Consider the following 25,573-nt stretch of genomic DNA (forward strand, 5'->3'; position numbering starts at 1 on the left):
GGGAGCGGTCCGGACGATGGGCAGTACGAGGTCCACACCCTGGTGCGGGCCTTGACGAACAGCACGCGGCGCGCGATTCTCAAGGCGCGTGCCCAAGCGGAACCGCTGCCGATGCATATTCGGGGGCGGCACTGGGAAGGTTCCCGGTGACGCAGAAGTGGGTGCGACGGCCCGGCCGGTGAGGGATCACTGCCCGGGTTGTCGGTTGTACGGGAGGAGCGTCCGATTCGGTCTCCGAATCAGGGCTTGCTAGCAGTGTCGCCTTTGGCTACACTGTCCCTTTGCGCTGCCTGTTAGCTGCTCCGTGACTCGTCGCCCGGAGTGGTCCCTGTCCTGACCTGGGGTTTTCCGCCTCGGCCAAGGCCCGGCCGGTATGCGCGTAGTGAGCTCCGAGCCCTCGGAAGGACCCCCCTCTTGGCCGCGCCGCGCAACGCCTCGAACAATTCCGCATCCACCGCCCCGCTCCGCGTCTCGTTCGCGAAGATCAAGGAGCCCCTCGAGGTCCCGAACCTCCTGGCCCTGCAGACCGAGAGCTTTGACTGGCTGCTCGGGAACGCGGCCTGGAAGTCCCGGGTCGAGGCTGCCCTGGAGAGTGGTCAGGACGTCCCCACCAAGTCCGGTCTGGAGGAGATCTTCGAAGAGATCTCCCCGATCGAGGACTTCAGCGGGTCGATGTCCCTGACCTTCCGGGACCACCGTTTCGAGCCGCCCAAGAACTCCATCGACGAGTGCAAGGACCGCGACTTCACCTTCGCGGCCCCGCTCTTCGTCACCGCGGAGTTCACCAACAACGAGACCGGTGAGATCAAGTCCCAGACCGTGTTCATGGGCGACTTCCCGCTCATGACCAACAAGGGCACGTTCATCATCAACGGCACCGAGCGTGTCGTCGTGTCCCAGCTGGTGCGTTCTCCCGGCGTCTACTTCGACTCCACCCTGGACAAGGTCTCCGACAAGGACATCTTCTCCGCCAAGATCATCCCCTCCCGCGGTGCCTGGCTGGAGATGGAGATCGACAAGCGCGACATGGTCGGTGTCCGCATCGACCGCAAGCGCAAGCAGTCGGTCACCGTGCTGCTCAAGGCCCTCGGCTGGACGACCGAGATGATCCTCGAGGAGTTCGGCGAGTACGAGTCGATGCGCGCCACCCTGGAGAAGGACCACACCCAGGGCCAGGACGACGCGCTGCTCGACATCTACCGCAAGCTGCGCCCGGGCGAGCCGCCGACCCGCGAGGCCGCGCAGACGCTGTTGGAGAACCTGTACTTCAACCCGAAGCGCTACGACCTCGCCAAGGTCGGCCGCTACAAGGTGAACCGGAAGCTGGGCAACGCCGAGTCGCTCGACTCCGGCGTGCTCACCGAGCCGGACATCATCAACACCATCAAGTACCTGGTGAAGCTGCACGCCGGCGAGACCGAGTGGCGCGATGACGAGGGCCGCGACATCGTCATCGAGGTCGACGACATCGACCACTTCGGCAACCGCCGCCTGCGCAACGTCGGCGAGCTGATCCAGAACCAGGTCCGCACCGGCCTGGCCCGCATGGAGCGCGTGGTCCGCGAGCGGATGACCACCCAGGACGTCGAGGCGATCACGCCGCAGACCCTGATCAACATCCGGCCGGTCGTCGCCTCCATCAAGGAGTTCTTCGGCACCAGCCAGCTGTCGCAGTTCATGGACCAGACGAACCCGCTGTCGGGCCTGACCCACAAGCGCCGTCTGTCCGCGCTCGGCCCCGGTGGTCTGTCCCGCGAGCGGGCCGGCTTCGAGGTCCGTGACGTGCACCCCTCGCACTACGGCCGCATGTGTCCGATCGAGACCCCCGAAGGCCCGAACATCGGTCTGATCGGCTCGCTGGCCTCGTACGGCCGGGTCAACGCGTTCGGCTTCATCGAGACCCCGTACCGCAAGGTCGTCGACGGCGTCGTCACCGAGGCCGTGGACTACCTGACCGCGGACGAGGAGGACCGGTACGTCATCGCGCAGGCCAACGCCCCGCTCACCGCGGAGCTGACCTTCGCCGAGCCCCGCGTCCTGGTCCGCCGCCGCGGCGGCGAGATCGACTACATCCCCGGCACCGAGATCGACTACATGGACGTCTCGCCGCGCCAGATGGTGTCGGTCGCGACCGCCATGATCCCCTTCCTCGAGCACGACGACGCCAACCGCGCGCTGATGGGCTCGAACATGATGCGCCAGGCCGTCCCGCTGCTGCGCAGCGAGGCGCCGCTGGTCGGCACCGGCATGGAGTACCGCTGCGCCGTCGACGCCGCGGACGTCATCACCGCCGACAAGGCCGGCGTGGTGCAGGAGGTCTCGGCCGACTACGTCACCGTCGCCAACGACGACGGCACGTACAACACGTACCGGGCCGCCAAGTTCACCCGCTCCAACCAGGGCACCGCCTTCAACCAGAAGGTGCTCGTGGACGAGGGCGCCCGGGTCGAGGCCGGCCAGGTGCTGGCCGACGGCCCGTGCACCGACGAGGGCGAGATGGCCCTCGGCAAGAACCTCCTCGTGGCGTTCATGTCGTGGGAGGGCCACAACTACGAGGACGCGATCATCCTGTCGCAGCGCCTCGTCCAGGACGACGTCCTCTCCTCGATCCACATCGAGGAGCACGAGGTCGACGCCCGCGACACCAAGCTGGGCCCCGAGGAGATCACCCGGGACATCCCGAACGTCTCCGAGGAGGTCCTCGCCGACCTCGACGAGCGCGGCATCATCCGGATCGGCGCCGACGTCGTCACCGGTGACATCCTGGTCGGCAAGGTCACCCCCAAGGGCGAGACCGAGCTGACCCCGGAGGAGCGCCTGCTGCGCGCGATCTTCGGCGAGAAGGCCCGCGAGGTCCGCGACACCTCGCTGAAGGTGCCGCACGGCGAGTCCGGCAAGGTCATCGGTGTCCGCGTCTTCGACCGCGAGGAGGGCGACGAGCTGCCGCCCGGCGTGAACCAGCTGGTCCGCGTCTACGTCGCCCAGAAGCGCAAGATCACCAACGGTGACAAGCTGGCCGGCCGCCACGGCAACAAGGGCGTCATCTCCAAGATCCTGCCGGTCGAGGACATGCCGTTCCTGGAGGACGGCACCCCGGTCGACATCATCCTGAACCCGCTGGGCGTCCCGTCCCGGATGAACCCGGGACAGGTCCTGGAGATCCACCTCGGCTGGCTCGCCAAGCAGGGCTGGGACGTCTCCGGCCTCGCCGACGAGTGGGCCAAGCGCCTCCAGGCGATCGGCGCCGACACGGTCGAGGGCGGCACCAACCTCGCCACCCCCGTCTTCGACGGCGCCCGCGAGGACGAGATCACCGGCCTGCTGGACAACACCACCCTCACCCGTGACGGTGAGCGCCTGGTGAACTCCACCGGCAAGGCCCGGCTGTTCGACGGCCGCTCCGGCGAGCCGTTCCCGATGCCGATCTCGGTCGGCTACATGTACATCCTCAAGCTGCACCACCTGGTCGACGACAAGCTGCACGCCCGTTCGACCGGTCCGTACTCGATGATCACCCAGCAGCCGCTCGGTGGTAAGGCGCAGTTCGGTGGTCAGCGCTTCGGTGAGATGGAGGTGTGGGCCCTTGAGGCGTACGGCGCGGCCTACGCGCTGCAGGAGCTGCTCACCATCAAGTCCGACGACGTCCTGGGCCGAGTGAAGGTCTACGAGGCGATCGTCAAGGGCGAGAACATCCCCGAGCCCGGCATTCCCGAGTCCTTCAAGGTCCTCATCAAGGAAATGCAGTCGCTCTGCCTCAACGTGGAGGTGCTGTCCTCGGACGGCCAGTCCATCGAGATGCGCGACAGCGACGAGGACGTGTTCCGCGCCGCCGAGGAGCTCGGCATTGACCTGTCCCGGCGCGAGCCGAGCAGCGTCGAAGAGGTCTGACGGAGGTCGGGCCGACCCCTAGTCCGGGTCGGCCCGCCCCCAGGCCCCCCTCAGACCAACAGACAGACTCTCGAATCACGAAAGAGGGCTTGACGACCAGTGCTTGACGTCAACTTCTTCGACGAGCTCCGCATCGGACTGGCCACCGCCGACGACATCCGCCAGTGGTCGCACGGCGAGGTGAAGAAGCCGGAGACCATCAACTACCGCACGCTGAAGCCGGAAAAGGACGGCCTCTTCTGCGAGAAGATCTTCGGTCCCACCCGGGACTGGGAGTGCTACTGCGGCAAGTACAAGCGCGTCCGCTTCAAGGGCATCATCTGTGAGCGCTGCGGCGTCGAGGTGACCCGCGCCAAGGTGCGCCGCGAGCGGATGGGCCACATCGAGCTGGCCGCCCCGGTCACCCACATCTGGTACTTCAAGGGCGTCCCGTCGCGCCTGGGCTACCTGCTCGACCTGGCGCCGAAGGACCTCGAGAAGGTCATCTACTTCGCCGCCTACATGATCACCTGGGTGGACGACGAGCGTCGCCAGCGCGACCTCCCGTCCCTGGAGGCGCACGTCTCGGTCGAGCGCCAGCAGATCGAGAACCGGCGCGACAGCGACCTGGAGGCCCGGGCCAAGAAGGCCGAGGCCGACCTGGCCGAGCTGGAGGCCGAGGGCGCCAAGGCCGACGTGCGCCGCAAGGTGCGCGAGGGCGCCGAGCGCGAGATGAAGCAGCTGCGCGACCGCACGCAGCGCGAGATCGACCGCCTCGACGAGGTCTGGACCCGGTTCAAGAACCTCAAGGTCCAGGACCTGGAGGGCGACGAGCTGCTCTACCGCGAGCTGCGCGACCGCTTCGGCACCTACTTCTCCGGCTCGATGGGCGCCGCGGCCCTCAAGGACCGCCTGGAGTCCTTCGACCTGGGCGAGGAGGCCGAGCGCCTCCGCGAGATCATCCGCACCGGCAAGGGCCAGAAGAAGACCCGCGCGCTCAAGCGCCTCAAGGTCGTCTCCGCCTTCCTGCAGACCAGCAACAAGCCCAAGGGCATGGTGCTCGACTGCGTCCCGGTGATCCCGCCGGACCTGCGCCCGATGGTCCAGCTCGACGGTGGCCGCTTCGCCACCTCCGACCTGAACGACCTGTACCGCCGCGTCATCAACCGCAACAACCGCCTGAAGCGGCTTCTCGACCTCGGCGCGCCCGAGATCATCGTGAACAACGAGAAGCGCATGCTCCAGGAGGCCGTCGACGCGCTCTTCGACAACGGCCGCCGCGGCCGCCCGGTCACGGGCCCCGGCAACCGTCCGCTGAAGTCGCTGTCCGACATGCTCAAGGGCAAGCAGGGTCGTTTCCGCCAGAACCTGCTCGGCAAGCGCGTCGACTACTCGGCCCGTTCGGTCATCGTCGTCGGCCCGCAGCTCAAGCTGCACCAGTGCGGCCTGCCCAAGGCCATGGCGCTGGAGCTCTTCAAGCCGTTCGTGATGAAGCGCCTGGTCGACCTGAACCACGCGCAGAACATCAAGTCGGCCAAGCGCATGGTCGAGCGCGCCCGCCCCGTGGTGTGGGACGTCCTCGAAGAGGTCATCGCCGAGCACCCGGTGCTGCTGAACCGCGCGCCCACCCTGCACCGCCTCGGCATCCAGGCCTTCGAGCCGCAGCTGGTCGAGGGCAAGGCCATCCAGATCCACCCGCTCGTCTGCACCGCGTTCAACGCGGACTTCGACGGCGACCAGATGGCCGTGCACCTGCCGCTGTCCGCGGAGGCGCAGGCCGAGGCCCGCATCCTGATGCTGTCCTCGAACAACATCCTGAAGCCGGCCGACGGCCGCCCCGTCACCATGCCGACCCAGGACATGGTGCTGGGCCTGTTCTTCCTCACCTCGGACCGCGAGGAGGTCAAGGGCAAGGGCCGCTCCTTCTCCTCGACCGCCGAGGCGATCATGGCCTTCGACGCCCGCGAGCTGGACGTCCAGGCCACCATCGACCTGCGCATGGGCGCCGGCACCGTCCCGCCCCGCGGCTGGACCCCGCCGGTGGACGAGGACGGGCAGCCGACCTGGCACGAGGGTGAGCCGTTCCGGATCACCACCACGCTGGGCCGCGCGCTCTTCAACGAGCTGCTGCCCGAGGACTACCCGTTCGTCGACTACGAGATCGGCAAGAAGCAGCTCTCGGCGATCGTCAACGACCTCGCCGAGCGCTACCCGAAGGTCGTCGTCGCCGCGGCGCTCGACAACCTGAAGGCGGCCGGCTTCCACTGGTCGACCCGTTCCGGCGTCACCGTCTCGATCTCGGACGTCATCGTCCCGCCGAGCAAGCCCGCCATCCTGGAGGGCTACGAGGCGCAGGCGGAGAAGGTCCAGCGCCAGTACGAGCGCGGTCTGATCACCGACAACGAGCGCAAGTCCGAGCTCATCGGCATCTGGACCCGCGCGACCAACGAGGTCGCCGACGCGATGGCCGCGAACTTCCCGAAGACGAACCCCATCTTCATGATGGTCGACTCGGGCGCGCGCGGAAACATGATGCAGATGCGTCAGATCGCCGGTATGCGCGGTCTCGTGTCGAACGCGAAGAACGAGACCATCGCCCGTCCGATCAAGGCCTCGTTCCGTGAGGGCCTGTCCGTGCTGGAGTACTTCATCTCCACCCACGGTGCCCGCAAGGGTCTGGCCGACACCGCGCTGCGCACCGCCGACTCGGGTTACCTGACCCGTCGTCTGGTGGACGTCTCGCAGGACGTGATCATCCGCGAGGAGGACTGCGGCACCGAGCGCGGCCTCAAGCTGGAGATCGGCCAGGTCGGTGCGGACGGCGTGCTGCGCAAGGCCGACGACGTCGAGACCAGCGTGTACGCCCGCATGCTCGCCGAGGACATCACCGTCGACGGCAAGCTGATCGCCACCGCCAACACCGACCTCGGCGACGTCCTGATGGACGAGCTGATCCGGCACGGCGTGAGCTCGGTCAAGGTCCGCTCGATCCTGACCTGCGAGTCCGCGGTCGGCACCTGTGCCTTCTGCTACGGCCGCTCGCTGGCCACCGGCAAGCTGGTCGACATCGGTGAGGCGGTCGGCATCATCGCCGCCCAGTCCATCGGTGAGCCCGGCACCCAGCTGACCATGCGCACCTTCCACACCGGTGGTGTGGCCGGTGACGACATCACCCAGGGTCTGCCCCGTGTCGTCGAGCTCTTCGAGGCCCGCACCCCCAAGGGTGTCGCCCCGATCTCGGAGGCCCAGGGCCGCGTCCGCATCGAGGACACCGAGAAGACCCGCAAGGTCGTCGTCACCCCCGACGACGGCAGCGACGAGATCGCCTACCCGGTCTCCAAGCGCGTCAAGCTGCTGGTCAGCGAGGGCGAGGCGGTCGAGGTCGGCCAGAAGCTGACCGTCGGTGCGACCAACCCGCACGACGTGCTGCGCATCATGGGCCAGCGGGCCGTCCAGATCCACCTGGTCGCCGAGGTCCAGAAGGTCTACAACTCGCAGGGCGTGTCGATCCACGACAAGCACATCGAGATCATCATCCGGCAGATGCTCCGCCGCGTGACGATCATCGAGTCGGGCGACGCCGAGCTGCTCCCGGGCGAGCTCGTCGAGCGCGGCCGCTTCGAGCAGGAGAACCGTCGCGTGGTCTCCGAGGGCGGCCACCCCGCCTCCGGCCGTCCGCAGCTGATGGGCATCACCAAGGCCTCGCTGGCCACCGAGTCCTGGCTGTCGGCCGCCTCCTTCCAGGAGACGACCCGGGTGCTCACCGACGCGGCGATCCACGCCAAGTCGGACCCGCTGCTGGGCCTCAAGGAGAACGTCATCCTCGGCAAGCTCATCCCGGCCGGTACGGGTCTGCCCCGCTACCGCAACATCCGGGTCGAGCCGACCGAGGAGGCCAAGGCCGCGATGTACTCGGCCGTCGGCTACGACGACTACGACCTGTCGCCGTTCGGCGCGGGCTCCGGTCAGGCCGTCCCGCTGGACGACTACGACTACGGCCCGTACACCGGCTGATCCGGCACGGCTGCACGTTCCGCAGGGCGGTCACCCCACTCGGGGTGGCCGCCCTGCGGCGTTCCCCCGACCATCCGCCGGAATAGCAGGTTCTGGAGCCGACCAGTGTCCTCGCCCAACTCGGTGAGGGTGGACATCAGCCGGAGGGAGGGGCTCGCCTCGGCCGAGGCGGACAGACCCGTCGCCAGGCAGCCGAGGATTCTGTCGAGGACCTCGCCCGCCGGGGCGGGGTGCAGCCAGGCCGCGGCCCGCGGGACAGCCTCCGGGTGCCGGTCGAAGGCCGCCAGGAGTTCGGACAGGCCCCGGGTCAGCAGGGGGACCGGCAACGGCTCGGGCGAGGAGAGCAGCCACGGCCCGGCCCCGTCCCCTCCGGGCACCCCCAGCAGGGCCAGCAGGGCGAGTCGGCCGAGGTGGCCGGGCCGGTCCCGGGTGAGCCAAGTGTCGACCTCGCCGACCAGCAGGGCCCGGGGCAGCTCCTCCCCGGCCAGGTCGTCGAGCAGAGCGAGCAGCCGTTCCCGCAGGGAGCCTTCGGCGTGCTGGGCCAGGTACCGGAGCCTGGTCATGGCCAGTTTCCGGTCCTGGGGGCGGCCGTCCCGGTCCTGGAGCACCGAGCGGCAGACGTCGACCACAGCCAAGCCGGGGCCGGACGGGGTCCGGGCCCACCCCGTCATCAACTGCCAGACACCGCGGCGCATGTGCTCATCGGCGAGCACTCGGACGGTGACCTCGGCGAGCAGGGCGGTCCGCCCGGCTTCCACCGCGACCCTGCGGGTCTCGTCCAGCCGGTCGATGTCCTTGTGCCGTCGGATCAGTTCGGCCAGGGCGCGCGCCGCCGGGTCGGAGGCCGACCGGTCGCGGACGGGGAGGCGGACCAGCCACTGCAGGAGGACCGAGCGGAGTTGGGTGAAGTTGTCCCACACGTACACCAGGACGGACTCCGTGTAACCGGGTCGGTCGAAGACCACTTGGTCGTGCAGGTCGACCTGGGCGGAGAGGGTCATCAGGCGGGAGCGCAGCCCCTGCCCGGAGAAGAGCGCCGCGATCGTCGGTTCGCGGTAGGAGTCGCCCGGCGAGGCCCGGGCGAGTGCGGCCTCCAGCGCCAGCGCGTCCTGGTCGATGACCTGTGCGGGTGCGGCGCGGTGGACGGCCAGGCTGACCAGGAGGCAGCGCAGGCGCAGTGACAGGCTACTCCCGCTCTGGTCGGTGCCGATGTCGTTGAACAGCCGATCGAGCTCGACCCGCCAGTCGCCGAGTGCGGACTCGATCCGGGCGGAGAGTTCGGGGTCGAGTTCCGGCTCGGGCTGTGGTGCGGGGTGCCGCCGGAGATTAGCCATGTTCGGCCGTCGGGCCGGGGAGACCGGGTACTCCGGCCCGACCGGCCGGGCGTCCCACTGGCGGACGACGGTTCCCACTGCGCGGACGGCTTCCACCGCGTTCATTCCGCGCAGCAGGGCCCGGGCGGTGGGGGTCCTGACGTAGGGGACCGCCGCCGCGCGCCCCCGGAACCCGAGGTGGGCCTCGACCAGCCGCTGCGGGTCCGGAGCGGTGTGCAGCCGGAGGACCGGGACCCGGGGATGCTGCCAGCCGTCCACGGGCTCCCAGAGCTGCTCGGTGAATGTGACGATCAACCGCGATTCCTGCTGGGCGAGTTGTTCGCCGAAGAGGGCGAGCCGGTCCAGGAAACCCGAGGTCGGGAGGTCCGTGGTGGGGCTCTTCAGTTCGAGGATGTGAACCCGGTTCGGTTCCAGCGGCAGGCGACTCACGGAGGGGGAGTCCCATTCGGGTTCCAGGTCGAGGATCGTCGTGTTCTCCGGACTCTTCTCCGCGCACAGTTGGCGGACGAAGGCGGACGAGCCGCAGCCCTGCCGGGCTATGACCAGCATGACGCCAACGGCTCCGTGTGGGGAGAGGAACGCGCTCCCGGTGCTCCAGGCCTCGGACCAGCTGTCGACCTCGACATGGGGAGGGGCGAGGAGGGCGTCCCGCGGGAGCTCGGCGCTGTCCAGGACGTCCCGGCGTCTGGTCTCCTGGTGCACGGTCAAGGTGCCGATGTGCTCGGCCACGGCGCCGATGTTAGTGATGGAGCCGGGGCCTGGGTGCGGGCCGGGGAGCCCGTGGAGCAGGTCGTTGAGGTCGTCGCTGCTGCGGGTCGGGTGGTCGGAGGTCATGCCTGGGTCTCTTTCGGGTGGAGGCCGGTCACCAGCCCGGCCTGGTTGATTTGGACGGCGTGTACCGAGGTGATGCGGTCGGCGACGGTGTGGACGTTGAGGTGGCCGGAGGCGGCAGCGTTTCGGAGGAGGCCGGCTGCCAGGCTGTCTGTTCGGCGTTTGTTCCGGAGCGCGGGCGGCGAGGGCGGCCCGGGGGCCTCGAAATAGGCGGCGAGCTGCTGCGGGGCGACCCGTGGGGCGTACACCCAGCAGGGGCGGGAGAAGTCCTTGTTCGGGACGTTCGTCGCCGGAATCCGGAGGAAGTCATCCTGCTCCGTCAGCGGGCTGCGTCCGGCGCCGACCACCCGTCGGAACATCTCGTCGGAAAGCAGCAGCACGGTGTGCCCGCGGTGTGCGATGGCCCCGTCCAAGGCGGTTTTCGCGGTATCGGAATTGACGAACCGGAAGACGTCGTTGATGGAGTCGGCGAGGCGGCTAACCGGAAAGGGACCGATGTGCAGTGCCATGCGAATGGAGAGGTCGGGGTCAGCCGGGCCCTTCTCGACCCGGTAGTTCTCCAGTTCCTGGTCGAGGTACCTGGGCATTGGATCGACCAGGCGCCAACTGCGGAGCGGCTCGAAGGCTATGACGAAGCCGTCGCCGTCGTCGCGCCGGAACGGTGGTTCCTCCCACTCGTCGGCGAGCCCGCTCCTGGTGAAAGCAGCCCGGAGCGCGGCAGTCATGGCCTCCTTGAGAGGGGGCTGGAGTGACTCCGGGACCTTGCTGAAATCGCGAGCGTCGATGGTCAGGATCGCGTGTTCGGGGGCGATGTCCCACCCGCGTTCGGTCGATTCCATGTTCGCCTCCTTCTGGTAGATCGAACGTGATTTCGGATCTTCGCTGTCCGGTGTGTGCGGTGGTGGAGTCCGCTCCGGGGCGGTCGATCATTGTGGTATCAGGGATCGCGCTTCGCAGTCTGCGTCAAATGGCGCACAGCGGAGGGAGATTGCCGTATTCGGGTGAGAGGAAACGGTCGGGATGGGCGAGTTGGACGACTATGCCGGATTGGTCGAGGGAGCGGGCGTTCCCGAGTCCTGGCGGCCCGGTCGGGTGCTCATGCGGGAGCGGGAGACGTCGGACGGTGTGTTCTTCATCGGGGTCGGCATGGTGAAGGTCCTCGCCGGTGCGGCGAACGGGCGGACCGGAGTGCTCGCCTGGCGGGGGCTGGGTGAGCTGATCGGTGAGCAGGCGTGCGTGGACGGTCGGCCGCGTTCGGCCACGGCTGTGGTGACCCGCGCCGGAACCGGGACGTTCCTCGCCGCGCCGGCATTCAAGGAGCTGATGCACGACCACCCCGGATTCGCCGAGTCGGTGCTACGGAACATGAGCATCCGGCTGCGGGAGTCGGGTCAGGACCGGACGGACCTGGGGACGTTGTCGGTTGGTGGACGAACCGCAGCCTTCCTGGCCCGGTACGCACGCCGCGATCCGCGGTTCGACGAGGTCACCGGCGGGGTCGTCAGCCTCACTCAGCAGGAGCTGGCGGAGACGGTGGGCGCGTCGCGGGAGTCGGTGATCCGGGTGCTGCAGGACTTCCAGGAAGCGGGCTGGCTGAAGCGGGGGCGCGGCCGGATCTTCGTGCTCGACGCTGTCGGTCTGGAGGTCAGGGCTCGGAAGGGCTGAGCCCGGCGTTCCCTAGGGGGGATCCCCCGGGGGGAGGAGGCGGGGGAACCACTCCCGGGAGGGAGGCGGGCGGGGGCGGGGCGCCGGGAGACTGGGGGCGTCGAGCGTTCGGGAGCCGGGAGGAGGCCGTGGTGAAGCGGTGGGTGGGGGTGGTGGCCGTCGTGGGGCTGCTGGCGGGCGGGGCGGTCGGGTGCGGGCCGTGGGACGACCGGCGCCGGACGGTGTCGTACGAGGTGCCCGGGCAGGTCGCCGAGCTGCAGGTGGACGGCGAGGTCGGCGGGATCGAGGTGCGGGCCGGGGACGGGCCGGTGCAGGTGGTGGAGAAGCGCAGATGGCAGGACGAGGAGCCGCGGGCCTCCCACGTGCTCGCCGACGGGGTGCTGAAGCTGACGTACTCCTGCTCGCGGTGCGGGATCGGGTACGTGGTGCGGGTGCCCGCCGGGACGGTGGTGCGGCTGGAGGGGACCACCGGCGGCATCCGGGTGCACGGTCTGAGCGGGGACGTCACCGCCCGGGCGGTCACCGGCGGCGTGGAGGCGACCGGGCTGCGCAGCGCGAACGTCCTGCTGGAGGCCGAGACCGGCGGCGTGACGGCCCGGTTCGCGGCGGCGCCGACCCGGGCCGAACTGCGCACCGGGACCGGCGGGGTGGAGCTGACCGTGCCCGCGGGGGAGGCGTACGAGGTGGACGCGCAGGCCGGGACGGGCGGCACCGACGTGAGCGTGCCCTCGCAGGCCGGGGCCGCGCACGCGCTGGTCGCCCGGGCGAGCACCGGCGGCGTGAAGGTCGGCACCGGCTGATCGCCAACTGTCGGTGCCGGGCCGTAGATTGGGCGGTGTCGGCAGGTGGCGAGGGCCCCGCCGGCACCCCTGTGAACTCTGTGCCCGAAAGGGGCGTCGGCCATGTCCGCCACCGTTTCCGCCGACCCGCAGGTGACCTACCTGGAGCTCTCCGAGGACGAGGGCAGTGCCCACAAGTTCTACGAAGTCACGGTCAAGGAAGCCGAGTTGACGATCCGCTACGGGCGGATCGGCGAGAGCGGCACCACCAAGACCACGGTGTGCGCGAGCGCCGAGAAGGCCGCGGCGCAGGCCGCCAAGAAGATCGGCGAGAAGGTCCGCAAGGGCTACGCCCCGGCCGTCCCGGGCGTGCGCCAGCGCCGGGCCGTGACCCGGCGGCAGATCACCTCCAGCCGCTCCACCGCCCGCCAGGCGCCGCTGCTGTGGCGCTTCCGCTCCGGCTCGCCCGCGTTCGGGGTGTACGTCGGCGAGGAGCACGCCTGGGTCGGCAACGAGCAGGGCGACGTCTACACGCTGACCACCGACGGGCAGGTCACCGGCCGGTTCGGGCTGCCCGACGGCGTCAAGTGCATCGTCGCCGACGACTGGTGGATCTACGCGGGCTGCGACGACGGCAAGGTGTACGACCTCGGCGGGAAGGTGCCGCGGGTGGCGTACGAGATCGCCCAGGACGTGGACATCTACTGGCTGGACATCCACGACGGCGTGCTCGGCGTCGCCGACGAGCGCGGCGGGCTGACCACCGTCGACCACGAGGACGAGTTCCAGTGGCGGCGCAACGCCCAGGGCTCCTCCGGCTGGATGGTGCGCTGCGACGCCGAGTCGGTCTACCACGGCTGGTCGGCGGGCGTGGCCCGGTACGCCAAGCGCGGCGGCGACCAGCTGTGGCACACCCGGACCAAGGGCTCGGTGCTGTTCGGCTGGCAGGAGCGGGACGAGGTCTTCGCGGGCACCTCGCAGGGCTGGGTGCACCGGCTGCGCAAGGCCGACGGCTCGGAGGCCGCCGCGTACAAGTGCGACGCCGCGGTGTTCTCCTGCGCGGCCTCCCCCGACGGGGAGTTCGTGTTCGCGGGCGACAACCACTCGTCCGTCTACTGCTTCGCCGCCGACGGCACCCGGCTGTGGAAGCTCGGCACCGGCTGCGGCTCGGCGTACAGCATGCAGTACCGGGACGGGCGGCTGTACCTGGTCACCACCGACGGCTCGCTGGCCTGCCTGGACGCCTCCCAGGGCGCCGTGCGGGACGCCGAGCAGGGCACCCTGCCGGCCACCGCCGAGGTGAGCGGGGCGGGGGTCGAGCGCGTCGCGGCGGGCGCCGCGCTGGAGACCGTCAGCGCCGGTGCGGCGGCCGCCGGGTCGGGCGTCGAGGTGGAGTGCGTGGCCGAGGGCGGGCGGCTGCGGGTGCGGGTGGTGACGCCCGGCTACGACGCCGCGCTGCGGGTGCAGTTCCCGAAGGACGTCCGGGTCGCCGGGGCCAGGTACCTGGTCGCCGAGGTGCGCCGGTCCGAGTCCGGCGGGTTCTACCGGGCGCGGGGGGAGATCAAGCGGTTGCTGTGACGCCCCGACGCCTCGTTCGGGGGCGCGTCCGGCCGGGAGGCCGGGGGCGCCCCCTCGCGCGTGCGGGAGGGGCGTGCGGGGGCCGACCGACGGTGCGAGAGGATGCGCGGCATGGGGACGTGGGGGAAGCGGGGGACGTGGGGGAAGCGGACGGCGGGGGTGCCGGCCCGGCTGCGGGCCCGGCTGCCGACCGGGCCGGCGGCCGCGGTGCGAGCCGCGGTGCGGGCCGGGGGGCGGGCCCGGCCGTGGGCGGTGGACGCGCCGCTGGCGGCGCTCGCCGTCGGCGTCTCGCTGTGGGGGGTGTACACCGACCGGATCCCCTCCGAACGGCAGTGGTGGGCCTACGCGTTGGCGCTGGCCGGGTCGCTGCCGCTGCTGTGGCGCCGACGCGCGCCCTGGGCGGTGATGCTGGCCTGCGCGGTGCCCACCGCGACGCTGTCGGCGCTCGCGCACTTCGCGATGCCGCAGATCCAACTGGCCATGGCCGTCGGCATCTACACCGTCGCCGACCGCGGCCGGGACTGGCAGCGGGCCGTGCTGCTGGCCCTCGTGGTGGTCGGCAACGTGCTGGGCACCCGGTCCTTCGGCGGCATGCTGTTCAGCCTGGTGGTGTCGGTCGGCAGCTTCGTGCTCGGCTCGCTGGTGCGGGAGCTGCGCAGGCTGGCGGGCGTCGAGGCCGAACGGGCCCGGCAGGTCGGGCTGCGGGCCGCCAGCGACGCGGCCCGCGCCGTCGCCGAGGAGCGGGCCCGGATCGCCCGCGAGATGCACGACATCCTGGCGCACGCGGTCTCGCTGATGGTGGTCCAGGCCGAGGCCGGGCCGCTGGTGGTGCGCAGCAACCCCGACCGGGCGGTCCGCGCGTTCGACGCCATCGCCGACTCCGGGCGCGACGCGATGGTCCAGCTCCGCCGCGTGCTGGGCGTGCTGAAGGAGGACGGGGCGGCCCCCGCGCTCGCCCCGCAGCCCCGGCTGGCGGAACTCGCCGACGTGCTGCAGCGGGTCCGCGACTCCGGGATCGCGGTCGACGCCGAGATCGCGGAGGCCGGGCCCGCCGAGGTGCAGGCCGCGGCCTTCCGGATCGTCCAGGAGGCCCTGACCAACGTGGTCAAGCACGCCGGGGCCCGGCACGTCAGCGTCCGGGTCGCGGTCCGCGACGGCGACCGGCTGCACGTCGAGGTCGCCGACGACGGCGGCGGCCCGGCCCCCGTCCCGGTCGGCGCGGGCGTCGACGGGCGCTCCGGCGGGCGCGGCCTGCTCTCCATCCGGGAGCGCGCCGCGGCCTGCGGCGGCAGCGCCGAGACCGGACCCCGACCGGGCCGCACCGGCTACCTGGTGACCGCCGTACTGCCGCTCAATGCCTGAGCAACTCGCCAGAGAGGAACGAGAGTTGACCATTCGCGTGGTGATCGCCGACGACCAGGAGCTGGTCCGGGCCGGATTCGGCATGATCCTCGAAGCCCAGCCCGACATCGAGGTCGTCGCCGAGGCCGGGGACGGGCAGCAGGCCGTCGAGGCCGTCCGCGCGCACGCCCCCGACGTCCTGCTGCTGGACGTCCGGATGCCCGTGATGGACGGCCTGGAGGCCGCCCGCCGGGTCTGCGCCGCGCACCCCGACTGCAAGGTGGTCATGCTGACCACCTTCGACGTCGACGACTACGTCTTCGACGCGCTGTACGCCGGGGCCAGCGGCTTCCTGCTCAAGGACGTCCGCCGCGACGACCTCGTCCACGCCGTCCGGGTCGTCCACTCCGGCGAGGCGCTGCTCGCCCCGTCCGTCACCCGCCGCGTCATCGGCGAGGTCACCGCCCGCAAGGCCGGTGGCGCCCTGGCCCTCTCCCGGCCGCTCGGACGGCTCCTGGAGTCGCTCACCGCACGGGAGCTGGAGACCCTGCGGCTGGTCGCCCGGGGCATGTCCAACGCCGAGATCGCCGCCGCCCTGGTGGTCAGCGAGCACACCGTCAAGACGCACGTCAGCAACCTCCTGCAGAAGCTCGGCCTGCGCGACCGCGTCCACGCCGTGGTGTTCGCCTACGAGGCGGGCGCGGTCACCGCGGGGGAGTAGCCGACTCCTCCCCGCGGGGGATCTCCGACTCTCACCGGCGCGGGGGAGGTGCGCCGCGGGCCGCCGCGGCAGGGTGGGGGGTGTCGGAGAAGGCACTCTCACAAGGGGGTTGGGGCAGATGGTGACGGGGCGTCGGGCACTGGGATGGTCGGCCGGGCTGATGGCGGTCTACGGGGTGGTGCGCCTGCTGCCGGGCTCGCGCGACGTGGGCGCCGGCTGGACGGTGGGGCACCTGGCGCTGTTCGCCGCCCTGGCCCTGCTGGGCGTCGGCCTGGTCGAACTGTGGCGGCTGGGCGGCCGGGACTCGGCGTGGGGCCGCGGCTGGCTGGCGACGGGCTGCGCGGGCACCGCCGCCGGACTCGCCCAGGCCGGGATCGACCTGTACGCGAACGCGGTCTCCGCGGACCGGGCGGCCCGCTCGGAGGTCTTCGACCGGGTCCAGTCGGTGCCCGGCGTGCTGCCGCTGGTGTACGACGTGGTGCCGGTGCTGCTGTACGTCGGCCTGATCGCCCTGCTGGTGCGCCTCTCCCTGCGCGGCGCCGCCCCCTGGTGGAGCCCCGCCCTCGTCCTGCTGGGCACCCTGGCGACGGCCGCCTCCCTGGACTACCTGGCGGTCGGCGCCGCGCTGTACCTGCTGGCCTTCCTGCCGGTGATAACCGGTGGCCGCGGGCGGGGACGGGCCGTACCCTCCGGGGCATGACTGGGAAGCGGCCGCTGGTGGCGGTGTTGACGGGGGCGGGCATCTCCACGGACTCGGGGATCCCCGACTACCGCGGCCCGCAAGGGCTCTGGCAGCGGGACCCGAGCGCGCAGGAGACGGTCACGATCGGCCCGTACCTGGCGAGCGGCGAGGTGCGGCGCCGGGCCTGGCTGATGCGGCGGGACGCCGGGGCGGTCGGGGCCGTGCCCAACGCGGGCCACCGGGCGCTGGTCGAGCTGGAGCGGGCGGGCGTCCCGGTGCGGGTGCTCACCCAGAACGTCGACGGGCTGCACCAGGCCGCCGGGCTCCCGGCGCGCAAGGTGGTCGAACTGCACGGGACGGCCACCGAGGTGCAGTGCGTGCGCTGCCGCACCACCGGCCCGATGGCGGACGCCCTGGAACGCGTCGCCGCGGGCGAGGACGACCCGGCCTGCGAGCAGTGCGGCGGCGTGCTGCGGCCGCGCACCGTGATGTTCGGCGAGGCGCTGGACGAGCGGGTGCTGCAGCAGGCCGACGCGGTCGCCAAGAACTGCCAGGTCTTCCTGGCCGTCGACAGCTCGCTCCAGGTCCACCCGGCCGCGCTGCTGCCGCGGATCGCGCTGGAGCGCGGTGCCCGGCTGATCGTGGTCAACGGCGAGCCCACGGCGTACGACGAGGCCGCGCACGAGGTGGTCCGGACACCGATCTCGCAGGCCCTCCCGGAGCTGGTGGCCCGCCTGGTGGACGGCGACCTGTCCGAGGTCTGAGCGCCACGGGGCCGGTCCGGGGCGGGGGCGTCCGACGTAGCATGGCGGCCCGACGGCCAGGGAGGCCCCCGTGACGACCGACGCCTTCGACCCCCGGTCGGCCGAGTTCGTGGCCCGCCCCTACCCCGCGTACGCCGCCCTGCGCGAACGGGCGCCCGTCCACCACCACGCGCCGACCGGCCAGTGGCTGGTCTCCCGGTACGCCGACGTCAACGCGCTGCTGCGGGACCGCCGACTCGGCCGCACCCACACCCACCGCTTCACCCACGAGGAGTTCGGCCGCCCCGCGCCCGACCCCGCCCACGAGCCCTTCCACACCCTCAACGACCACGGGCTGCTCGACCTGGAGGGCCCCGACCACGCCCGGATCCGCCGCCTGGTCTCCAAGGCCTTCACCCCGCGCACGGTCGAAGCGCTGCGCCCCACCGTCCGGCGCCTGGCCGCCGAACTCGTCGACGGCCTGCTCGCCGACGGCGGCGGCGACCTGATCGCCCGGGTCGCCGAACCGCTGCCGGTCGCCGTGATCGCCGAGATGCTGGGCATCCCCGAGTCCGACCGGCACCTGCTGCGCCCCTGGTCCGCCGACATCACCGGCATGTTCGAACTCGACCCGAGCCCGGAGACGGCCCGCCGCGCCGTCACCGCCAGCCTCGAATTCTCCGCCTACCTGCGGGAGTTGATCCGCCACCGGCGCGCCGCCCCCGGCCCCGACCTGATCAGCGCCCTGGCCCTCGCCGCCGAGGACGGGCAGGTGCTCAGCGAGCAGGAGACCGTCTCCACCTGCGTCCTGCTGCTCAACGCGGGCCACGAGGCGACCGTCAACACCACCGGCAACGGCTGGCTCGCCCTGTTCCGCAACCCCGGCCAACTCGCCCGCCTGCGCGGCGCGGTCGACGAACTGCTGCCCACCGCCGTCGAGGAACTCATGCGGTACGACACCCCGCTCCAGATGTTCGAACGCTGGGTGCTGGACGACGTCGACGTGGCCGGCACCCGCATCCCGCGCGGCGCCGAGGTCGCCCTGCTGTTCGGCTCCGCCAACCACGACCCCGCCCGCTTCACCGACCCCGACCGGCTCGACCTCGGCCGCACCGACAACCCGCACCTCAGCTTCGGCGCCGGAATCCACTTCTGCCTGGGCGCCCCGCTCGCCAGAATGGAACTCACCGAGTCCTACGGCGCACTGCTCCGCAAGGCCCCCGGGCTGACGCTCCTGCGCGAACCCGACTGGCGCCCCGGCTACGTGATCCGCGGACTGCGGGAACTACTGGTCGAGGTCTGAACAACGCGGGGGAGCGCACGGTGCGTCCGGTGGCTTCGGGTTCCGTTGCGGCGGCCCGAAGCAGCACGGACGCATCGACGGGCTCCGGCCGCCAGCAGCTCGGACCCGCCGTTCCCCGAGCCCCTGGCGGGGCTCGTCAGCAGCCCCGGCCCGGCGGGTAGCGCGCGTCCAGTGCCGTGCGGTCGCCGAGGGTGAATGCGGTGACCAGGTCGTCGGCGACCTGGAGGATGACCTCGCGGCCCTCGACCAGCTCGCACCAGGCCGCGGGGAGGCCGGACAGGCCGTGCAGGGTGCCGACCAGGTTGCCGCAGACCGCGCCGGTGGAGTCGCTGTCGCCGGAGTGGTTGACCGCCAGGACGAGGGCCGCGCGGGCGTCCTCGGCGACCAGGGCGGCGTACACGGCGACGGCCAGGCACTCCTCGGCGATCCAGCCGAGGCCGACGCGTTCCACGGCCTCCGCGCTGCCGGGGCCCTCCGCGGCCACCCGCAGGGCCCGGCGCAGGGCGTCGGCGGTCTCCCGGCCCCGGGGCAGGGCGTCGAGCCGGGCGAGGACGGCGTCGACGGCCGGGCGCAGCGGGGTTCCGGCGGCGACCAGGGTGATCAGGGCGGCGAAGGCGCCCGCGGCGAGGTAGCCGGTGGGGTGGCCGTGGGTGAGCTGGGCGGCCACGGCGGCGCGGTGGAGGGCCTGGTCCGGGTCGAGGCCGATCAGGCCGAACGGGGCCGAGCGCATGACGGTGCCGCAGCCCTTGGAGCGGGGGTTGACCGGCCCGTCCTGGCCGAACGGGGCGGCGGGCCGGTAGTCGGTGGTGACGCCGGTGGTGCAGGCGTTGCCGGGGGCCCGGGAGGCGTACAGGAACTCCTGGGCGGCCAGCCAGCCGTCCGGGTCGCGGACGGGCCCGGGCAGCCGCTGGGTGAGGAACCAGCGGCGGTAGGCGGCGTGCAGGTCCTCGGGGCGGCCGCCGCGCAGCAGGCCCTCCGCGGTGAACAGGGTCATCTGGGTGTCGTCGGTGACCTGGCCGCCGCGGCCGGCGTCGGCCAGGTCGGTCAGGCCGTCCGGCCCGTACCCGGCCCGGATCTGGTCCAGCCGCCGGAACTCGACCGGCCAGCCCAGGGCGTCGCCCAGGGCCCCGCCGAGCAGCGCGCCCCGTACCCGTTCCGTGAAGTCCATCGGTGGCTCCCCCCCGTGTGCGCCGACCGTCCCGTCAGCGTTCGATGCGTCCGGAGCCGCGGTGCAGGGAGGCCCGGTCGGCGGCGGCCCGGCCCTCGGCCCAGCCCTCGCCGTCGCTCACCCGCACCCGCTGCGACACCAGTGTGGGGAACATCTTGCCCACCGCGTCGTCGACGGCCTCCGCCCGGGCCGCCAGCACCGGCAGCAGGCCGCCGTCGGGGACGGCCGGGAGCGGCGCGCCGTCCGGGTCGGCGGCGGGCGCGCGGCCGGTGGCGGCCTCCTCGGAGGCCCGTTCGGTGGCGCGCTCGGTGGCGTCCGCCAGCCGCTCCCGGATCCGGGCCGCGTACGCGACCAGGAAGGACTGCCGGAACGCCTTGGTGCGGGCCGCGCCGTCCTTGTGCTTGCGGCTGCCCGCCCGGTGCATCGCGGCCGTGGCCTGCACCAGCAGCGAGGTGTACAGCAGTTCCACCGCGTCCAGGTCGGCGTCGAAGCCGACCACCGTGCAGAACCCGAACTCCTTCGCCCACACCACCCGGCACCGGTTCGCCGCCGCGACGGCGTCCAGCAGCATCGTCTTGGGGCCCTCGTACGGGTTGTCCACGCCGATCCGCACCGCCGCCGGGTCGTCCGCCGACCGGCCGCCGCCCGCCGCGAGCAGCGCCTCGTCGATCGAGTGGCGGGCCATCAGCTCCTGCGCCTTCGCGGTCAGCGCCTCCGCCTCGTCCGGGAACCCGGTCGACTCGGCCTTCGCCAGCAGCGCCCGGATCCGGCCCAGCATCCGCGGCTCGCCCGGGCGCGGTCCGCCCGCCCGCGGGGCCGCCTGCCCGGGCGCCGGGCCCACCGGCTGGACGGGCGGCAGCAGCGCCCAGGCGCGCAGCAGCTCCAGCGCGGCAGTGGCCAGCGCGAACCGGTCCAGCCGGTGCCGGGACGCGAACTCCGGCAGGTACGCCTCGTCGGAGGGCCACCACGGGTGCGCGTCCAACTCCCGCAGCTGCTCCCGCCAGCGCCGGTCCAGGGCCGCCGCCGGGTGCCGCCGCCCCTCCGCCGCGATCAGGTCCGCCGCCAGCGCGACCTGCACCGGGCCCAGCTCCCGCCGGGCCACCCGCACCAGGTCGGCGGGCTGCCACCCGGCCGCCCAGCAGCGCCCCACCGAGCGCTCCGCGGCCCCGAGCAGCGCCCGGCTCACCGCGGGCCACTGCTCCGCCGAGGCCGCCAGCAGCGACGCGGCCCCGTCCACCACGTACTCCAGTCCGTCGGCGGACGCACCCGCGACCCGGGCCACCGCCTCCGCCACCAGCTCGTCCACGGGCTGATCGGTGCTGGCCACGGCGGTTCCTGCTTCCTGCGGGGACGGGGGAGGGGACGCCCTCCATGATGCCGGAGCGCGCCGGATGCCCCGCGGGGCCGCCGGTCGGCCGTGCCGCCGGTCGGCCGTGCCCCTGCCGTGCCCCTGCCGTGCCCCTGCCGTGCCCGCCCCCGACGGGGGTGCGGAACCGGTTCCCGGCCCGTCCGGGCAACTACCCGGAGCCGCCGTTCGTCCTGCATGCTGGGAACGCATTCGCAGCACGGCGATTCGGAGGTGGCCGCGGTGGCAGGTCAATGGGGGCCGCCGGCGCCGTACGGGCAGCAGCCCTGGCAGCCGGCGTCGACGCCGCAGTCCGCCATGCGGGCCGCCAACTCGGACCGGGAACGCACCGTCGACGTGCTGAAGGCGGCCTTCGCCGAGGGCCGGCTGACCGCCGCCGAGTACGAGCACCGGATGTCCGCGACCTACCAGGCCAGCACCTACGGGCAGTTGGCCGCCCTGGTGGCCGACCTGCCGTCCGGGCCGATGGTGCAGCCGTTCGGTGCGCCCGTCCCGGTGGTGCCGCCGACCTTCATGCCGGCCTTCGGGCCGCCGCCCTCGCCGCCCGCCCGCCACAACAGCCTGGCGGTGGCCTCCGCGACGCTCGGCTGCCTGACGCTGCCGGGCGCCGGGGTCTTCGCCGTCATCGCCGGGCCGGTCGGCCTGGTCGCCCTCGGCGTGGCCGGCACCTCCGCGGTCGTCGCGGGCCACCGGGCCCGCGCCCAGCTGCGCACCACCGCGGAGGACGGGGACGGCCTGGCCGTGCTGGGGCTGATCACGGGCTGGCTGTCGCTGACCGTCCTGCTGTTCATCGTCCTGGCCCTGGCCGCGGGCTGAGCCGGACCGCCGGGCGGCGTCCGTTCCCGTGCGGGGCCCGAGGGCGCGCCCGGCCGGGTGCGCCCCATTTGTTTTGACCGCCGCCTGTGCGCTAGGTACGCTCTGACCTTGTGCCTGGGGTGTGCCCGGGTCCTTGTGCGTGCCAGCAGATCGGCCGCCGCAGCGGAGACTCCACCCGCTCGGTGCGCGCCGTAGCCGCAGCGCAGCTCATGGGATTCCGCGATTCTTCCCCCGAAGAAGGCCAACACACCCGACCGCGTGGGTCGGAGGGTGCGGGCCATACCGCAGGTTAGTTCCACCAAGCCTTGGCACACAGAAAACGGAGAAACGGTGCCTACGATCCAGCAGCTGGTCCGAAAGGGCCGGCAGGACAAGGTCGAGAAGAACAAGACGCCCGCACTGAAGGGTTCGCCCCAGCGCCGCGGCGTCTGCACGCGTGTGTACACGACCACCCCGAAGAAGCCGAACTCGGCTCTCCGCAAGGTCGCCCGTGTGCGCCTCACCAGCGGGATCGAGGTCACCGCTTACATTCCGGGCGAGGGCCACAACCTGCAGGAGCACTCCATCGTGCTGGTCCGCGGTGGCCGTGTGAAGGACCTTCCTGGTGTCCGCTACAAGATCATCCGCGGCTCGCTCGACACCCAGGGTGTCAAGAACCGCAAGCAGGCCCGCAGCCGCTACGGCGCCAAGAAGGAGAAGTAAGAATGCCTCGTAAGGGCCCCGCCCCGAAGCGCCCGGTCATCATCGACCCGGTCTACGGCTCCCCGCTGGTGACCTCGCTGGTCAACAAGATCCTGCTGCACGGCAAGCGCTCCACCGCCGAGCGGATCGTCTACGGCGCCCTCGAGGGCGTCCGCGAGAAGACCGGCGCCGACCCGGTGGTCGCGCTCAAGCGCGCCCTGGAGAACGTCAAGCCGACCCTCGAGGTCAAGTCCCGCCGCGTCGGTGGCGCCACCTACCAGGTGCCGGTCGAGGTCCGTCCGGGCCGCGCCAACACCCTGGCGCTGCGCTGGCTGGTCGGCTACTCCCGCGCCCGTCGCGAGAAGACCATGACCGAGCGTCTGCTCAACGAGATCCTCGACGCCAGCAACGGCCTGGGCGCTTCCGTGAAGCGTCGTGAGGACACCCACAAGATGGCCGAGTCCAACAAGGCCTTCGCGCACTACCGCTGGTAGTCCGAACCCCGTCACTAGACAGAGAGAGAACGAGCCACCATGGCTGCAACCTCCCTTGACCTCGCCAAGGTCCGCAACATCGGGATCATGGCGCACATCGACGCGGGCAAGACCACCACCACCGAGCGGATCCTGTTCTACACCGGTGTCTCGTACAAGATCGGTGAGGTCCACGACGGCGCTGCCACGATGGACTGGATGGAGCAGGAGCAGGAGCGCGGCATCACCATCACGTCGGCCGCGACGACCTGTCACTGGACCCTCGACGGCGTCGACAACACCATCAACATCATCGACACCCCGGGCCACGTCGACTTCACCGTCGAGGTGGAGCGCTCGCTGCGCGTGCTCGACGGTGGCGTGACGGTGTTCGACGGCGTCGCCGGTGTCGAGCCCCAGTCCGAGACCGTGTGGCGGCAGGCTGACCGCTACGGCGTCCCGCGCATCTGCTTCATCAACAAGCTGGACCGCACGGGCGCCAACTTCTTCTTCTGCGTGCAGACCATCGTGGACCGCCTCGGCGCCACCCCGCTGGTCATGCAGCTGCCGATCGGTGCCGAGGCCGACTTCACCGGCGTCGTCGACCTGGTGAAGATGAAGGCCCTGGTCTACTCGGCCGACGCGCCCAAGGGCGAGATGTACGACACCGTCGACATCCCGGCCGACCTCGCCGAGCAGGCCGCGGAGTACCGCGAGGCCCTGATCGACACCGTGTCGAACGTCAGCGACGAGGTGATGGAGCTCGCCCTGGAGGGCGAGGACATCCCCGAGGAGCTGCTGGTCGCCGCGATCCGCAAGGGCACGCTGAACTCGGACTTCACCCCGATCTTCTGCGGCTCGGCGTTCAAGAACAAGGGCGTCCAGCCCCTGCTCGACGCGGTGGTGAAGTACCTTCCGTCGCCCCTCGACATCGAGGGCATCGAGGGCACCAAGCCGAACAACCCCGACGAGAAGATCGTCCGCCAGGCCTCGGACGACGAGCCGCTCGCCGCGCTCGCGTTCAAGATCATGTCGGACCCGCACCTGGGCAAGCTCACCTTCGTCCGCGTGTACTCCGGCCGCCTGGAGTCCGGCACCTCGGTGCTGAACTCCGTCAAGGGCAAGAAGGAGCGCATCGGCAAGATCTACCGCATGCACGCGAACAAGCGTGAGGAGATCGACTCGGTGGGCGCCGGCGACATCATCGCCGTCATGGGCCTCAAGCAGACCACCACCGGTGAGACGCTGTCCGACGAGAAGCAGCCGGTCATCCTGGAGTCCATGGACTTCCCGGCCCCGGTCATCCGCGTCGCGATCGAGCCCAAGTCCAAGGGCGACCAGGAGAAGCTGGGTGTCGCCATCCAGCGCCTGGCCGAGGAGGACCCGTCCTTCCAGGTCAACACCGACGAGGAGACCGGCCAGACGATCATCGCCGGCATGGGCGAGCTGCACCTCGAGGTGCTGGTCGACCGCATGCGCCGCGAGTTCAAGGTCGAGGCCAACGTCGGCAAGCCGCAGGTGGCGTACCGCGAGACGATCCGCAAGGCCGTCGAGCGCATCGACTACACGCACAAGAAGCAGACCGGTGGTTCCGGCCAGTTCGCGAAGATCCAGATCGCGATCGAGCCGCTGGAGTCCGGCGAGGGCTACGAGTTCGTGAACAAGGTCACCGGTGGCCGCGTTCCGAAGGAGTACATCCCCTCGGTCGACGCCGGTTGCCAGGAGGCCATGGAGTTCGGCGTGCTCGCCGGCTACCCGCTCCAGGGCGTCCGCGTCAGCCTGCTCGACGGTGCGTCGCACGACGTCGACTCGTCCGAGCTGGCGTTCAAGATCGCCGGTTCCATGGCGTTCAAGGAAGGTGCCAGGAAGGCGTCGCCGGCTCTGCTCGAGCCGATGATGGCCGTCGAGGTCACCACCCCCGAGGACTACATGGGCGACGTGATCGGCGACATCAACTCCCGCCGTGGCCAGATCCGGGCCATGGAGGAGCGTCACGGTGCCCGCGTCGTCAAGGCGCTGGTGCCGCTCTCCGAGATGTTCGGCTACGTCGGTGACCTGCGCAGCAAGACCTCTGGTCGCGCGAGCTACTCGATGCAGTTCGACTCGTACGCCGAGGTTCCGCGGAACGTGGCGGACGACATCATCGCCAAGGCCAAGGGCGAGTGACGTCCCGGTAATCGGGATGAATCAGACCCTTTAGGCTAGAAGGAG

Annotated in this window: 18 protein-coding genes; 14 read left to right on the plus strand and 4 right to left on the minus strand. The window is 71.5% G+C overall.

Features of this window, described 5'->3' with window-relative positions:
* Nucleotides 1–414: 414 nt before the first annotated feature.
* Together rpoB and OO57_RS04260 are read left to right on the plus strand one after the other, a co-directional pair.
* A complete protein-coding gene (rpoB, locus tag OO57_RS04255) occupies nucleotides 415–3,888 on the plus strand; it encodes a DNA-directed RNA polymerase subunit beta (RefSeq protein WP_033250896.1) in 3,474 nt (1,157 codons plus the stop codon).
* Between the two features lie 99 nt (nucleotides 3,889–3,987).
* Entirely contained in the window at nucleotides 3,988–7,881 is a 3,894-nt protein-coding gene (locus OO57_RS04260) for a DNA-directed RNA polymerase subunit beta' (RefSeq protein ID WP_033250897.1), read from the plus strand.
* On the opposite strand, the gene OO57_RS04265 is transcribed toward OO57_RS04260, so the two are convergent.
* Together OO57_RS04265 and OO57_RS04270 are read right to left on the minus strand one after the other, a co-directional pair.
* Nucleotides 7,860–10,049, minus strand: a complete 2,190-nt coding sequence (locus OO57_RS04265; protein WP_033250898.1) for a hypothetical protein — start codon at nucleotides 10,047–10,049, stop codon at nucleotides 7,860–7,862. The genes OO57_RS04260 and OO57_RS04265 overlap by 22 nt on opposite strands.
* On the minus strand, nucleotides 10,046–10,885 hold the full coding sequence (locus tag OO57_RS04270) for a hypothetical protein (RefSeq protein ID WP_033250899.1): 840 nt from the start codon (nucleotides 10,883–10,885) through the stop codon (nucleotides 10,046–10,048). The genes OO57_RS04265 and OO57_RS04270 overlap by 4 nt, the downstream gene beginning before the upstream one ends.
* Before the next feature lie 181 nt (nucleotides 10,886–11,066).
* On the opposite strand from OO57_RS04270, the gene OO57_RS04275 reads away from it, so the two are divergent.
* From OO57_RS04275 to OO57_RS04310, 8 genes are all read left to right on the plus strand, one after another.
* The gene (locus OO57_RS04275; protein WP_051776540.1) at nucleotides 11,067–11,711 is read left to right on the plus strand and encodes a Crp/Fnr family transcriptional regulator; all 645 of its coding nucleotides are present in this window, start codon (nucleotides 11,067–11,069) and stop codon (nucleotides 11,709–11,711) included.
* Between the two features lie 131 nt (nucleotides 11,712–11,842).
* Complete coding sequence (locus tag OO57_RS04280) at nucleotides 11,843–12,511, plus strand: hypothetical protein (protein WP_051776542.1); 669 nt, start codon at nucleotides 11,843–11,845, stop codon at nucleotides 12,509–12,511.
* 102 nt (nucleotides 12,512–12,613) lie between these two features.
* A complete protein-coding gene (locus OO57_RS04285) occupies nucleotides 12,614–14,068 on the plus strand; it encodes a WGR domain-containing protein (RefSeq protein ID WP_033250901.1) in 1,455 nt (484 codons plus the stop codon).
* 111 nt (nucleotides 14,069–14,179) lie between these two features.
* The gene (locus OO57_RS04290; protein WP_106973896.1) at nucleotides 14,180–15,430 is read left to right on the plus strand and encodes a sensor histidine kinase; all 1,251 of its coding nucleotides are present in this window, start codon (nucleotides 14,180–14,182) and stop codon (nucleotides 15,428–15,430) included.
* 25 nt (nucleotides 15,431–15,455) lie between these two features.
* The gene (locus tag OO57_RS04295) at nucleotides 15,456–16,130 is read left to right on the plus strand and encodes a response regulator (protein ID WP_033250902.1); all 675 of its coding nucleotides are present in this window, start codon (nucleotides 15,456–15,458) and stop codon (nucleotides 16,128–16,130) included.
* A 118-nt stretch (nucleotides 16,131–16,248) separates the two neighbouring features.
* Nucleotides 16,249–16,830: a hypothetical protein gene (locus OO57_RS04300; protein WP_063737489.1), complete on the plus strand. Its 582-nt coding sequence runs from the start codon at nucleotides 16,249–16,251 to the stop codon at nucleotides 16,828–16,830.
* Nucleotides 16,827–17,576, plus strand: a complete 750-nt coding sequence (locus tag OO57_RS04305; protein ID WP_033250903.1) for an SIR2 family NAD-dependent protein deacylase — start codon at nucleotides 16,827–16,829, stop codon at nucleotides 17,574–17,576. The genes OO57_RS04300 and OO57_RS04305 overlap by 4 nt, the downstream gene beginning before the upstream one ends.
* Before the next feature lie 70 nt (nucleotides 17,577–17,646).
* Nucleotides 17,647–18,858 (plus strand): cytochrome P450, encoded by a 1,212-nt coding sequence (locus tag OO57_RS04310; protein ID WP_033250904.1) that lies wholly within the window; start codon nucleotides 17,647–17,649, stop codon nucleotides 18,856–18,858.
* A gap of 136 nt (nucleotides 18,859–18,994) precedes the next feature.
* On the opposite strand, the gene OO57_RS04315 is transcribed toward OO57_RS04310, so the two are convergent.
* Entirely contained in the window at nucleotides 18,995–20,026 is a 1,032-nt protein-coding gene (locus tag OO57_RS04315) for an ADP-ribosylglycohydrolase family protein (RefSeq protein WP_033250905.1), read from the minus strand.
* A gap of 34 nt (nucleotides 20,027–20,060) precedes the next feature.
* Nucleotides 20,061–21,353: a DUF2786 domain-containing protein gene (locus tag OO57_RS04320; RefSeq protein ID WP_199811192.1), complete on the minus strand. Its 1,293-nt coding sequence runs from the start codon at nucleotides 21,351–21,353 to the stop codon at nucleotides 20,061–20,063.
* Between the two features lie 261 nt (nucleotides 21,354–21,614).
* Here OO57_RS04320 and OO57_RS04325 point away from each other — a divergent pair, with 261 nt between their 5' ends.
* From OO57_RS04325 to fusA, 4 genes are all read left to right on the plus strand, one after another.
* On the plus strand, nucleotides 21,615–22,208 hold the full coding sequence (locus OO57_RS04325) for a DUF1707 and DUF4190 domain-containing protein (protein ID WP_234337217.1): 594 nt from the start codon (nucleotides 21,615–21,617) through the stop codon (nucleotides 22,206–22,208).
* Nucleotides 22,209–22,538: 330 nt separating this feature from the next.
* On the plus strand, nucleotides 22,539–22,910 hold the full coding sequence (gene rpsL / locus OO57_RS04330) for a 30S ribosomal protein S12 (protein WP_014144289.1): 372 nt from the start codon (nucleotides 22,539–22,541) through the stop codon (nucleotides 22,908–22,910).
* Nucleotides 22,911–22,912: 2 nt separating this feature from the next.
* On the plus strand, nucleotides 22,913–23,383 hold the full coding sequence (gene rpsG / locus OO57_RS04335; protein ID WP_030457432.1) for a 30S ribosomal protein S7: 471 nt from the start codon (nucleotides 22,913–22,915) through the stop codon (nucleotides 23,381–23,383).
* 39 nt (nucleotides 23,384–23,422) lie between these two features.
* Nucleotides 23,423–25,528, plus strand: a complete 2,106-nt coding sequence (gene fusA / locus OO57_RS04340; protein WP_033250907.1) for an elongation factor G — start codon at nucleotides 23,423–23,425, stop codon at nucleotides 25,526–25,528.
* Nucleotides 25,529–25,573: the final 45 nt, after the last annotated feature.

It is taken from the genome of Kitasatospora phosalacinea, from assembly GCF_000717185.1.
GTDB classification, from domain to species: domain Bacteria; phylum Actinomycetota; class Actinomycetes; order Streptomycetales; family Streptomycetaceae; genus Kitasatospora; species Kitasatospora phosalacinea_A.